The sequence below is a fragment of the Streptomyces sp. NPDC005402 genome, assembly GCF_040606575.1.
In the GTDB taxonomy this organism is placed as follows: Bacteria; Actinomycetota; Actinomycetes; order Streptomycetales; family Streptomycetaceae; genus Streptomyces.
In genome coordinates, this window is sequence record NZ_JBEXFB010000019.1 from 129775 (window position 1) to 141914 (window position 12140).

General features: G+C 68.3%; 10 protein-coding genes and 1 pseudogene. 5 read left to right on the forward strand and 6 right to left on the reverse strand.

What is annotated here, in order from left to right:
• The first annotated feature begins 540 nt into the window (after positions 1-540).
• Genes ABZT02_RS31875 through ABZT02_RS31890 form a run of 4 tightly spaced genes read left to right on the forward strand, consistent with a single transcriptional unit; the run spans position 541 to position 3148 of the window.
• On the forward strand, positions 541-1236 hold the full coding sequence (locus ABZT02_RS31875; RefSeq protein ID WP_356023626.1) for a hypothetical protein: 696 nt from the start codon (positions 541-543) through the stop codon (positions 1234-1236).
• Positions 1233-2042 carry a hypothetical protein gene (locus tag ABZT02_RS31880; RefSeq protein WP_356023628.1) on the forward strand — a complete coding sequence of 270 codons (810 nt, stop codon included), beginning with the start codon at positions 1233-1235 and terminating at the stop codon, positions 2040-2042. Before ABZT02_RS31875 ends, ABZT02_RS31880 begins: the two co-directional genes overlap by 4 nt.
• Positions 2035-2589 carry a hypothetical protein gene (locus ABZT02_RS31885; protein WP_356023630.1) on the forward strand — a complete coding sequence of 185 codons (555 nt, stop codon included), beginning with the start codon at positions 2035-2037 and terminating at the stop codon, positions 2587-2589. The genes ABZT02_RS31880 and ABZT02_RS31885 overlap by 8 nt, the downstream gene beginning before the upstream one ends.
• Positions 2590-2617: 28 nt before the next feature.
• A complete protein-coding gene (locus tag ABZT02_RS31890) occupies positions 2618-3148 on the forward strand; it encodes an SUKH-4 family immunity protein (protein ID WP_356023632.1) in 531 nt (176 codons plus the stop codon).
• Between the two features lie 386 nt (positions 3149-3534).
• Here ABZT02_RS31890 and ABZT02_RS31895 read toward each other — a convergent pair.
• Positions 3535-3978: pseudogene (locus ABZT02_RS31895) on the reverse strand (alpha/beta fold hydrolase); the annotation flags it as partial.
• Positions 3979-4087: 109 nt separating this feature from the next.
• Here ABZT02_RS31895 and ABZT02_RS31900 point away from each other — a divergent pair.
• Entirely contained in the window at positions 4088-5044 is a 957-nt protein-coding gene (locus tag ABZT02_RS31900) for an arabinan endo-1,5-alpha-L-arabinosidase (protein WP_356023634.1), read from the forward strand.
• 15 nt (positions 5045-5059) lie between these two features.
• On the opposite strand, the gene ABZT02_RS31905 is transcribed toward ABZT02_RS31900, so the two are convergent.
• The 5 genes from ABZT02_RS31905 to chvE form a co-directional block, all read right to left on the reverse strand.
• Positions 5060-6742, reverse strand: a complete 1683-nt coding sequence (locus ABZT02_RS31905) for a histidinol-phosphate transaminase (protein WP_356023636.1) — start codon at positions 6740-6742, stop codon at positions 5060-5062.
• Positions 6743-6917: 175 nt separating this feature from the next.
• A complete protein-coding gene (locus ABZT02_RS31910; RefSeq protein WP_356023638.1) occupies positions 6918-8066 on the reverse strand; it encodes an aldose epimerase family protein in 1149 nt (382 codons plus the stop codon).
• Positions 8067-8126: 60 nt separating this feature from the next.
• On the reverse strand, positions 8127-9371 hold the full coding sequence (gene mmsB / locus ABZT02_RS31915) for a multiple monosaccharide ABC transporter permease (RefSeq protein WP_356023640.1): 1245 nt from the start codon (positions 9369-9371) through the stop codon (positions 8127-8129).
• Positions 9368-10918, reverse strand: a complete 1551-nt coding sequence (mmsA, locus tag ABZT02_RS31920) for a multiple monosaccharide ABC transporter ATP-binding protein (RefSeq protein ID WP_356023642.1) — start codon at positions 10916-10918, stop codon at positions 9368-9370. Before mmsA ends, mmsB begins: the two co-directional genes overlap by 4 nt.
• A gap of 46 nt (positions 10919-10964) precedes the next feature.
• A complete protein-coding gene (gene chvE / locus ABZT02_RS31925) occupies positions 10965-12071 on the reverse strand; it encodes a multiple monosaccharide ABC transporter substrate-binding protein (RefSeq protein ID WP_355737416.1) in 1107 nt (368 codons plus the stop codon).
• Between the last annotated feature and the right edge of the window lie 69 nt (positions 12072-12140).

The window sequence follows — 12140 nt, forward strand, 5'->3', positions numbered from 1 at the left end:
TCGGCGGCCTCCCTCGGTCGTGGCTGAGGACTGCGGCTGCCTAGGCTCCCGCCCGGCGGGTCCTTGCGGTCGCGGGTGAGGATCGGGAGTGTCTCGGCTCACGCTCGGCGGCCTCCTTCGATCGTGGCTGAGGGCTGAGGGCTGAGGGCTGAGGGCTGAGGGCTGCGACTGCCTCGGCTCCCGCTCGGCGGCGGCCCCTCGGTCGCAGCTGCGCTCCGCGACGCCTCGGCTCCAGCCCGGCGCCCCCTCGGTCACCGCTGAGGACTGCGACTGCCATGGTCCCGCCCGGCCGGCCCCCTCAGTCGTGGCTGAGGACCGCCCCCGCCCCGACCCCACCGCCGAGTCCCAGCCGCCCCACGCCGACCCATCTCCCCCTACCTCTCGACCCCGCCGCCCCCACCAGCAGAACCTCCGCCTCCGCCCCACAACCCACCACCCCGCTCCCTCCCACACCCCCGGCAAATCCCGCCCCCCGTAGTAAAGTTCGGCCGTCGTACGCGTGACCTGAAATGGTCCTGCCAAGACAAAGGGGGAACGAGCATGGGGGTCGTGCTGCCCGACGAGGCGGCCTGGGTGCTGGACCTCATCGGCGTCGAGTGGCCCAACGTCGACGAGGACGACTACCGGGACATGGCCGACGGCCTGCGTTCCTTCGCCTCCCGGATGCGGGAGGGCAAGGACGCCACGGCGAGCGTCGTCCAGGAGTTCCTGGAGGGGAACGAGGGCATCGCGACCGCGGCCTTCCAGCAGCACTGGGGCAAGGTCAGCGACGTACACCTGGAACGGCTCGGGGAAGCGGCCGATCTCGGGGCCATGGCCCTGGACGGCGCCGCCGTCGCCGTGGCCGGTGCCAAGGTCGCCGCCATCGTGCAACTGGGCATCCTGGCCGCCGAGATCATCGCCGCCCAGGCCGCCGCCCCCTTCACGCTCGGGCTCTCCGAGGTCGGCGCGCTCGGTGCCACCCAGGCCACCCGCCTCATCGTGCGGCGGCTGCTGAAGGAGGCCGAGCAACTCCTCATGGAGGAGCTCATGTCCGTCGCCATGGGCCCGGTCTACTCCGCGCTCGGCAACATGGCCACCGACCTCGTCCTCCAGCTCGGCGCCAACGCCGTGGGCCTGCAGGACGGTTACAGCCCCGGCAAGACCCTGCACGCGGGCAGCGAGGGCTTCTCCGAGGGGCTGGACGCCGTCACCGGCACCACGGGGAGCTTCGCCGGCAAGGGAGGCGCCGCGTGAGCGACACCGTACGCAGCGACAAGGACCTCCACGACCGGCTCGCCGACCGGATCACCTCCCAGGCCGACGAGCACGAGTCCGGTGCCCGCCCCCACCTGCGCCGCAGCCGTGCCGGGCTGGACCGGACCCGGGGCAAGGGCGCCCTGGCGGCGGCCGTCGAGACCGGGGCCGAGAAGATCCTCAAGGCCATCGAGGAGGCCGAGGACCAGCTCCACAAGCACCTCCAGGACGTGTCCAAGGGCGTGCGCGCCATGGGCGACAACCACGCGCGCAACGACAAGAAGATCGAGACGATGCTGCAGAGCATCGTCAAGCGCTCCCGCGACCAGGACACCGTCCGTGACGGCGGCGGCATCGGCAAGGACCGGCCGGACACGACCAGGGACCCGCACACCGTCACCCTGGAGTGGAAGCCCGGCATGCCCAAGCAGGCCTTCGAGCGGAAGGCGCGGGCCCTGCAGCGGCTCGGCGAGGAGGGCAAGCTCTTCAAGTTCAAGGGCAAGACCGAGGACTACCGCGACAAGAAGATCACCGCGGACTACAAGGGCGCGCTGGAAGCACTGATCCGCAGGAACCACAAGGACGACCCGGACTTCGCCGAAGAGGCCGCGGTGGCCGCCCGTAAAATGCAACCCGACCACGTCAACGAGCTCCAGACCGGTGGTCCGGACGCGTGGCGTAACCTGCGCATGCTCGACCGGACGACGAACTACGACATCGGCACCCAGCAGATACGCCCGCAGATCAAGGATCTTCCGGACGGCAATCCCATCAACATCGACATCAAGTGGTGGCCAGATGACTAGCGCGAGCCCGGCGTCGTCCCGTCTCATCGCGACGGTGGACGCCCTGCGGACGGCACTGGCGGAGAGCCCGGACGTGCTGTCGTTCACGCTCGGCGGGACGATCGACGAAGAGACGGCGGCTGCTGCGGAGGCCGACGGGGTGCCGCGGAAGTTCCTGGACTTCTGCCGGGTGCTGAACGGTGTGGGCTGCGGGCCGTCCGTGCAGCTCTTCAGCCTGCGGGAGGCCGAGGAGCACCAGTTCTACTGCGAGCCGGTGGTCGATTCCCCGCTGCCGCTGTCCCCCGAGAAGCTCTACTGTGTCGGGATGATCCAGGAAGCCCCGGTCTACCTCGACCGCGCGGGCGGCGACGTCCTCGGAGCTCTGGAAGAAGGCCCCGACTGGCCCGACGCGGAGCGCTTCGACCACTTGGCGCCCAGCGTGGAGGCGTTCTTCCTGGAGCGGCTGGTCGACCCCGCCGAGTACCAGCGGCTCGCCCTGATCGACGACGAGCTGGTCGAGTACGACGACTGGTTGAAACTGCTGCGACGAGCCGGCCTCAGCGGCTGAAGCGGGATGAAAGGGAAGAAGAGGACGCATGGCCACCCATGACGAGATGACGGAACTGTTCGGCGCGGACCGCGTGGTCACGCTGGACCGTGCCGTCGCCGAGGAGCGCGGACTGTCCGAGGCCGACGCCGAGGTGCTGTGCGAGGTCGGTGTACCCGTCTTCGTCGACGTGCTGTTCACCCTCGACACCGCCGAGGAGGGCCCCGACCCCTTCACCGTGGTGCCGGTCGCCGCGGGCGGCGAGGAGACCCACATCCTCGTCCTGGGCGGCCCCACCGACGACCCGGCGATGCGGTACTGCCTCGACATGGACCGCGGCTACGTCATCCTCATGTCCTTCGACGCCGAGCCACGCGCCGAGATCGTGAACCGCACCCTCGCCGACCTCGTCGAGTTCCTGTACCGGTTCGCACTGCGCGCCAAGCACCTGCAGGGGGCCGCCCCCCAGGACCGCGCCCCGTACACCGACAAGCTCGTCGAGTATCTCAAGGCCCGCGACCCGTACGCCTTCGCCCAGCCGGACAGCTGGTGGTCGATGGTCTTCGAGCAGGTCGGCTGAGTCCTACGACACTCAGGCCCGGGAGTCCCAGAACTCCCGCAGGGCCTCGGGTAGTACCCGGGCACCCGCACGAGGCGCGCCCCGAGGGAGTCCGTGAGGGACTCCGCGACGGCCATCAGCGGGAGACCCACGTGCTCGCGGTACGCCGTCGGCGCGTCCTCCCAGGTCCCGCAGATCACCAGAACCGGCACGGCGGCGGCCCGGACGGCCGGCAACGGAATCTCGGCCTCCCAGATCGGCCGCTCCCGCATCGACGTGGCAGCGGCCCGCAGCCGGCGCGGCGTGGGGTCGGGCATCCGCAGTCCGATGCCCTCCGTGGAGGCCCGCAGAAACCGCTCCGGCGTCACATGGTCCGGGACGACGGGCGTGCTGCCACGCACCCGGTCAAGGAGCTCGGCGACCACCGGACGGTCCGCGGCCGCGGTGAACGCGGAGGGCTGGATGAGCGCGAGGGAACGGACGAGATCGGGCCTGCGCGCGGTGGCGAGCAGCGCGGCGACGGCGCCGTTCCCGTGCCCCACCAGGTGCGCGCCACCGCCCAGTACGTCCATGACGTCCCCGGCATCGACCTCGAAGTCGCTGCGCGCGGTGTCTGGGCTGTCGCCGTAACCCCGGCGGTCCATCAGCAGCAGTCGTCGGCCGGCGGCGAGGGGCCGCTGCCCGGCGAAGCCGTACGTGGAGTCACTGCCCCAGGTGAGGAGGCTGTGGACGAAGAGGGCCGGGGCACCCTCGCGGGCCCCGACGCGGTCGTCCCATACGGTCACGTGCACGGCTGTCATGGAACACCCTTTGAGTTCCGGTTCACCAACAGCTGTTGCTGCGCGGACCATTGACGCGCAAGAGGTTCGATTCTACGGTCCCGTCCGAAGCTCTGATCGGTGATCGACATACCGAACATCCCCCCACTCGCGTCCCCCCACTCCTCAAAGGAGCGTCAGCGTGCGCCGCACCTCACTTCTGGCAGTTCCCGTCGCCTTCCTGCTGGCCCTGATCCCGGGCACGGCCTCCGCCTACCCCAACCCCGGGACCGTCACCGGTGCCACCACCATCCACGACCCGACGATGATCCGTACGTCGGCGGGACGGTACCTGCTGTACGGCACCGGCGGCGGTCTCGGCTACCGCACCTCCACCGACCGGACCGCGTTCACGGCAGGCAGTGACGCCTTCTCGACCAAGCCGAGCTGGTGGTCGTCGTACGCCACCGAGGCCTGGGCGCCCGACATCTCCTACCAGGGCGGCAAGTACCTGTTGTACTACGCCGTCTCGACGTTCGGCTCCAACAAGTCGGCGATAGGCGTGGCCACTTCGAGCACCGGTCTGCCGGGGTCCTGGAGCGACCAGGGGACCGTGTACACCTCGACCACCTCCAGCGACTACAACGCCATCGACCCGAACCTGTTCGTCGACGGCGACGGCAAGTGGTGGCTGTCGTTCGGCAGTTGGTGGACCGGCCTGAAGATGATCCAGATCAACCCGGCCACCGGCAAGCAGCTCTCCACCAACACGACCCGCTACTCCATCGCCTCCCGCCCCACCGGGACCAAGGCCGTCGAGGCGCCGTACATCGTCAAGCGGAACGGCTACTACTACCTCTTCGCGTCCTACGACACCTGCTGCGCCGGCACCAGTTCGACCTACAAGGTCAAGGTCGGCCGCGCCACCAGCGTCACCGGGCCGTACGTCGACAAGAACGGCGTCTCGATGATGAACAACGGCGGCACGTCGGTCCTGGAGTCGCACGGCCGGTACATCGGCCCCGGCGGCCAGTCGATCATGAACGACTCCGACGGCGACCTGATCGTCTACCACTACTACGACGGCAACGACAACGGCACACCCAAGCTCGGCATCAACCTTCTGAACTGGAGCAGTGGGTGGCCCGTCGCCTACTGATCCCGCCTGCGCCACTCAGCCGGCTTGGCCCATCCCCGCAGCGTTCGGCCAGCTCTGCGCGTTGGGCCAGCCGGTGGCGGGCGCCTGGGACAGCTCCTGCGGAGCCCCCGGCGCCGGCGCGGTCATCCCGCGCACCTGCGCGGCGGTGAGCCCCCCTCGGGCCGGCACCCCCGGTGGAGTCGGCCCGTAGGGCGGCGTGAAGGGCGCCGGAGTGGGCGGGGCGGCGGGCACGGGCACAGGGGCCGGCATGGGAGCGGGGGCCGGCATCGGGTCCGGAGCCGGCATCTGGGCCGGCATCGGCATCCCCGCCCCCATGGAGGCAGTCGGGCCCATGGGAGCGGCCGACCCCATCGAAGCCGCCACCTGCATGGGCGCCGCCGCGGCCACCGCCGCCGGCTGGGCGATCGGCATCGGCATGCCGACGCCACCGCCCATCCCGCCGCCCATCCCGCCACCGCCGACGGCCATCGCCGCCAGGTCCTGCATGCCCGCCCCGTTGGTCTGGCCGACGAGCCGGTCCACTGCCGCCGTACCCGAGCTGTAGCTGGTCCCTTGAGCGAGCTCGGGCACGGCGGCTCCCCTCCTGGTCCCGTAGAGCACCTGTTCCAGGCCGGACACCAGGCGACGCACGTCCACCTGGGGGCGCACCACGAGTCGCAGGAAGCGGCTCGAAGATCCGATCTTGTTGCCGCACTCGCGGACGAGGATCCGGTGCTCGGTGAGCATCCGGTCCCGGACCACGGTGCCTTCGGCGCCCACCGGCAGGCGCACGAAGAGGAAGTTCCCCTGGGAGGGGTAGACGGTCAGGCCGGGCAGCGCGGCGAGCTGGCTCGCCATGTCGAGGCGGTCCCGGCGGACCTGGTGGAGGCTCTGCGCGTACTCGGCGCCGTGCTCCTTGAGCATGAACACCACGTACTCGGCGAACGCGTTGAGGTTCCACTTCGGCAGCATCGAGCGCACCCGGCCCGCCAGCGAGGGGTTGGCGACCATGTAGCCGAAGCGGATGCCGTGCAGGCCGAAGTTCTTGCCGAGGCTGCGCAGGACGATGACGTTCGGCCGGATCATCGCCTCCTGGACCACCGAGGGCTCCTGCTCGGCGTCCGCGAACTCCAGGAACGACTCGTCGATGACGATGAGGTCCAGGTCGGCCATGGCGTCCATGAACTGCACGAGCGCGTGCTTGTGGAGGAAGCCGCCGTCGGGGTTGTTCGGGTTGCAGATGACCGCGACCCGCGTGCCCCGGGTACGTATGAACTCGGCGTACTGCGCGAGGTCCAGGGCGAATCCGCTGGACTCCTGGAGCGGGAACATGTCGACCCGCTTGCCGGTCTCCATCGGCTGGTCGGTCCAGCGGCCGAAGGTGGGGACCGGGACGGCGAGGGACTCGCGGACCAGCAGGTGGTCGATCCAGGTGATCAGTTCGGTCGAGCCGTTGCCCATCGCCACGGCCTGCGGCGGCAGTTGGAGCAGGTTGCACAGCTCGGCGGTGATCGTGTCGGCGCTGCTGGGGTAGTAGGTGATGATGTCCTTCAGCCGCGCGGCCATGGTGTCCATCATCGCCGGGGTGGGAAAGTAGGGATTGCAGGGGATACAGAAGTCCACCGGCCCCGTCCCGTCTCCGCCTTCGCGCGCCAGCGCCGCCATGGACGGGCTGTGCGCAGCCGTGCTGCGGAACAACGAGGTGACGTTGTCGGCCATCGAACCTCCGTATGGGGCGGACCCGGCGGGGACGACCGGGTCCGTCGTCATGGGGTGGCCCGCGCGGGGGAGCACGGGCCGCCCTTACATACGGATTCCTGCGTGGCGCTGTTCAACGGGTGTGAAAGAAGTGTGAGTTCGGGAACCCCGGGCCCGAACCCCGCATCAGACCAGGTCAGGCACCGAACGAGTGGATCGTCGTGGTCCGGTATGTCTGGCCCGGACGCAGCACCGTCGAGGGGAACGACGGGTGGTTCGGGGAGTCCGGGAAGTGCTGCGTCTCCAGGCACAGGGCGTCGCCCTGGCGGTAGGTGTGACCGCCGGTCCCGGTGAGGGTGCCGTCGAGGAAGTTGCCCGAGTAGAACTGGAGCCCCGGCTCGACGGTGGAGATCTTCAGCGTGCGGCCCGACGACGGGTCGCGCAGGGTCGCCACGTGCTCGGGCTTGGCGGTGATGCCCTTGTCCAGGACCCAGTTGTGGTCGTAGCCCTTGGCGAGGACCTGCTGCTGGTGGCCGGCCCGGATGTCCCGGCCGATCTGCTTGCCCTTGCGGAAGTCGAAGGGGGTGCCCGCGACCTTCGCCAGCTCACCGGTGGGTATCAGACCCGAGTCGGTGGGCGTGTAGCGGGAGGCGGCGATCCGCAGCTCGTGGTCCTCGATGGTGCCGGTGCCCTCGCCGCCGAGGTTCCAGTACACGTGGTTGGTCAGGTTGACCACGGTGGCCTTGTCGGTGGTGGCCTCGTAGTCGATCCGCCACTCGCCGTGCCGGGTGAGGGTGTACGTCACCTTCACCTTGAGGGTGCCCGGGTAGCCCATCTCGCCGTCGACGGACGTGTAGTGCAGGTGGATGCCGACGTCCGAGCCCTTGGTGAACGGCTCGACGTCCCACACCCGCTTGTCGAAGCCCTGGGTGCCGCCGTGCAGGCTGTTGGCCCCGTCGTTGACGGAGAGCTGGTAGCTCTTGCCGTCCAGGGTGAACTGCCCCTTGGCGATGCGGTTGCCGTAACGCCCGATCAGCGCACCGAAGTACGGGGTCTTGGCGACGTAGTCCTCGATGTTGTCGAAGCCCGCCGAGACGTTGGCGTAGTGACCGTGCCGGTCCGGGATCTCCAGGGACTGCACGACGCCGCCCCAGGAGAGGACCTTCATCCTCGTGCCGCCGTTGGCCAGCGACCAGATGTAGACCTTGGTGCCGTCGGCGAGGGTGCCGAAGAGCTTCTTGGTCGGCTTCTTGCTGCTGGACGCCTCAGCGGTGCCCCCGAGCGTCGTCGCGGCGATTCCCGCGGCCGCGGCACCCGCGATGACCGTTCGTCTGTTCAGTTCCATCTAGCGGCTCCTGTGAAGGAAGCGGGCCCCGCCGGTTTCTCCGACGGGGCCCGAGATGACTTACGAACCGGACTTGCGCTTGTTCCACACGTCGAACCCGACCGCGGCCAGCAGGGCGAGACCCTTGATGACCTGTTGCCAGTCGGTGCCGACGCTGAGGAGGTTCATGCCGTTGTTCAGCACACCGAGGACGAGACCACCGATGATCGCGCCGAGGACGGTTCCCACGCCGCCGCTCATGGACGCGCCACCGATGAACGACGAGGCGATCGCCTCGAGTTCGAAGTTCAGGCCCGCCTTCGGGGAGGCCGCGTTCAGGCGGGCTGCGACCACCAGACCCGCCAGGGCCGCGAGCACGCCCATGTTGAGGAAGACAAGGAAGGTGACCTTCTTGTCCTTGACGCCGGACAGCTTCGCGGCCGGCAGGTTGCCGCCGATCGCGTAGATGTGCCGGCCGAAGACCGCGTTGCGCATGACGTAGCCGTAGCCGACCACCAGCACACCGAGGACGAGCAGGATGATCGGCGCGCCCTGGTAGCTGGCGAGCAGCATCGTGACCGCGAGCACCGCGGCGGCGATCGCGACGAGCTTGAGCAGGAAGGCGTTCCTGGGCAGCACGTCCAGCGCGAACTCCTGCTGGCGCTTGCGGTCGCGGACCTCCTGGTAGATCACGAAGGCCAGCAGCGCGAAGCCGAGGAGCAGGGTGAGGTTGTGGTAGTTGGTGTTCGGGCCGACCTCGGGCAGGAAGCCGTTGCCGAGCTTCTGCAGACCGTTCGGGAACGGGCCGAGGGTCTGGCCCTCCAGCAGGATCTCCGTCAGACCGCGGAAGAGCAGCATGCCCGCCAGGGTGACGATGAACGACGGTATGCCGAGATACGCGATCAGATAGCCCTGGACCGAGCCCGCGACCGCGCCCACCACCAGGGTCAGCACGAGTGCGATCGGCCAGGCCACGTCGTGCTGGACCGTCAGTACGGCCGCGAAGGCGCCGACGAACGCGGTCAGTGATCCGACCGACAGGTCGATGTGGCCCGCGATGATCACCAGCATCATGCCGATCGCGAGGATCAGGATGTAGCTGTTCTGGAGCACCAGGTTGGAGACGTTGCGCGGCAGCAGCAGGTCGCCGTCGGTCCACACCGCGAACAGCGCGACGATCAGGCCGAGCGCGATCAGCATGCCGTACTGCCGCATGTTGCGGCGCAGCCCGTTCAGCATCAGCTGGAGCAGGCCCTCGCCGGAGGACGACCCCCCGCCCTTGCCCGGCGGCGCCGCGGCCGGAACCTTCGTCACATCGGTGCTCATCGCGTTACCTCTTTGTCCTTCGTCATCTGGCGCATCAGCACTTCCTGCGTGGCCTCGGCCCGCGGAACCTCACCCGTGAGCCGCCCGGCGGCCATCGTGTAGATGCGGTCGCACATCCCGAGCAGCTCCGGCAGCTCGGAGGAGATGAAGACGACCGCCTTGCCCTCGGCGGCCAGCTGGTCGATGACCGTGTAGATCTCGTACTTGGCGCCCACGTCGATACCGCGCGTGGGCTCGTCCAGGATCAGCACCTCGGGACCCGCGAAGATCCACTTGCTGAGGACGACCTTCTGCTGGTTGCCGCCGGACAGCCTGCCCACCGTCTCGAAGACGGTCGGCGCCTTGATGTTCATCGACTTGCGGAAGCGCTCGGCGACCTTCCGCTCCTCGTGCTCGTCGACCACACCGCGCTTGGCGACCTTGTTCAGGGCGGTCAGCGAGATGTTCCGGTTGATGTTGTCGATGAGGTTGAGGCCGTAGTGCTTGCGGTCCTCGGTCACGTACGCGATCCCGTGCCCGACCGCCTCCGCGACGGTCTTCGTACGGATCTCCTCGCCGTCCTTGAAGACCTGGCCGCCCGCGTGCCGGCCGTAGGTGCGCCCGAACACGCTCATCGCGAGCTCGGTGCGGCCTGCGCCCATCAGACCCGCGATGCCGACGATCTCCCCGCGCCGCACATGGATCGACACGTCGTCGACGACCTTGCGCGTCTGGTCGATCGGGTGGTGGACGGTCCAGTTGCGGATCTCAAGGGCCGGGGCCGCGTCCGCCTCGCCCTCGTACGGCGTGCGGTCGGGGAAGCGGTGGTCGAGGTCGCGGCCGACCATGCCCGAGATGATCCGGTCCTCGGTGGTCTCCGGGGCCTTCACGTCGAGGGTCTCGATCGACTTCCCGTCGCGGATGATCGTGACCGAGTCGGCGACCCGGCGGATCTCGTTGAGCTTGTGGGAGATGATGATCGAGGTGATGCCCTGCTTCTTCAACTCCAGGATGAGATCCAGGAGTTTGCCGCTGTCCTCGTCGTTCAGAGCCGCGGTCGGCTCGTCGAGGATGAGCAGCTTCACCTTCTTGGAGAGCGCCTTGGCGATCTCCACCAGCTGCTGCTTGCCCACACCGATGTCGGTGATCCGGGTCTCCGGGTGGTCGGTCAGACCCACCCGGCGCAGCAGCTCGGTGGCGTGCTTGAGCGTCTCGTTCCAGTTGATGAAGCCGCCGGAGGCGTGCTCGTTGCCGAGGAAGATGTTCTCCGCGATCGACAGGAACGGCACCAGGGCCAGCTCCTGGTGGATGATCACGATGCCGTGCTGCTCGCTCGCGCGGATGTCCTTGAAGGAGACGACCTCTCCTTCGAAGAGGATGTCGCCCTCGTACGTGCCGTGCGGATGGACGCCGGAGAGCACCTTCATCAAGGTGGACTTCCCGGCGCCGTTCTCACCGCAGATGGCATGGACCTCGCCCTGACGGACGGTCAGTGTGACGTCCGACAGCGCTTTGACGCCGGGAAAGGTCTTGACGATCGAGCGCATTTCCAGGACGGGTCCCGCCATGGTCGTGCCTTTCAATCAGGGGGATGGGCCGACAGTGAGGGGCTGACTAGTTGAGCTCGCTCGCCTTGTAGTAGCCCGTGTCGACCAGTTCCTTGGTGTAGTTGCTCTTGTCGACGCTGACCGGCTGCAGCAGGTAGGCGGGGACGACCTTGGAACCGTTGTCGTACGTCTTGGTGTCGTTGACCTCGGGCTTCTTGCCGTTGAGGACGTCGTCCACCATGGTCGAGGCGACCTCGGCGAGCTTGCGGGTGTCCTTGTAGACGGTCTGCGTCTGCTGACCCGCGATGATCGACTTCACCGAGGCGAGCTCGGCGTCCTGGCCGGTGATGACCGGCAGCGGCTTGCTGGCGGAGCCGTAGCCGTCCGACTTCAGCGCGGCGATGATGCCGATGGAGATGCCGTCGTACGGCGACAGGACCGCGTCGACCTTGCCGCTGCCGTACGTGGAGGTGAGGATGTCCTCCATGCGCTTCTGCGCGGTGGCACCGTCCCAGCGCAGGGTGGTGACCTGGTTGATCTTGGTCTGACCGGACTTGACGACGAGCTTCTTGCTGTCGATGTACGGCTGCAGCACGCTCATCGCGCCGCCGAAGAAGTACTTGGTGTTGTTGTCGTCGTTGGAGCCGGCGAAGAGCTCGATGTTGAAGGGGCCCTTGCCGCTCTTCAGACCCAGCTTGTCGACGATGTAGCTGGCCTGCAGCTCACCGACCTTGGTGTTGTCGAACGACGCGTAGTAGTCGACGTTCGGCGTGCCGAGGATCAGACGGTCGTAGGCGATGACCGGGATCTTGGCGTCCTTGGCCTGCTGGAGCACGTTGTTCAGCGACTTGTTGTCGATGGCCGCGACGATCAGGCCCTTGACGCCCTGCGTAATCAGGTTCTCGATCTGCGAGACCTGCTGGTCGGGGTCGTCCTCGCCGTAGACCAGCTTGGTCTTGTAGCCCTTGGACTGGAGGTTCTTGACGACGTTGTTGCCGTCGGCGATCCAGCGCTCGGAGGACTTGGTCGGCATCGCGATGCCGATGGTGCCTCCCTTGGCGCTGCCGGTCGACTCCTCGCTGCCGCCCTTGCTGTCCTGGCCGCAGGCGGAGAGGGTCAGGGCGAGGGAGGCGGCGCCGGCTATGGCGGTGAGTGCGGCTCGACGAGTACGCATGATCATCATCCTTGATGTCGGGACGGGCTCGGTCTGGTGGTGCGAGGACACTCTGGCAATGAGGTGCGG

What these genes read in the sequence shown, in the direction of transcription:
- mmsA (WP_356023642.1), bottom strand. Translation starts at nt 10,918, where the DNA reads ATGGCGGGACCCGTCCTGGAAATGCGCTCGATCGTCAAGACCTTTCCC.
- ABZT02_RS31905 (WP_356023636.1), bottom strand. Translation starts at nt 6,742, where the DNA reads ATGGCCGACAACGTCACCTCGTTGTTCCGCAGCACGGCTGCGCACAGC.
- chvE (WP_355737416.1), bottom strand. Translation starts at nt 12,071, where the DNA reads ATGCGTACTCGTCGAGCCGCACTCACCGCCATAGCCGGCGCCGCCTCC.
- ABZT02_RS31910 (WP_356023638.1), bottom strand. Translation starts at nt 8,066, where the DNA reads ATGGAACTGAACAGACGAACGGTCATCGCGGGTGCCGCGGCCGCGGGA.
- mmsB (WP_356023640.1), bottom strand. Translation starts at nt 9,371, where the DNA reads ATGAGCACCGATGTGACGAAGGTTCCGGCCGCGGCGCCGCCGGGCAAG.
- ABZT02_RS31875 (WP_356023626.1), top strand. Translation starts at nt 541, where the DNA reads ATGGGGGTCGTGCTGCCCGACGAGGCGGCCTGGGTGCTGGACCTCATC.
- ABZT02_RS31890 (WP_356023632.1), top strand. Translation starts at nt 2,618, where the DNA reads ATGGCCACCCATGACGAGATGACGGAACTGTTCGGCGCGGACCGCGTG.
- ABZT02_RS31885 (WP_356023630.1), top strand. Translation starts at nt 2,035, where the DNA reads ATGACTAGCGCGAGCCCGGCGTCGTCCCGTCTCATCGCGACGGTGGAC.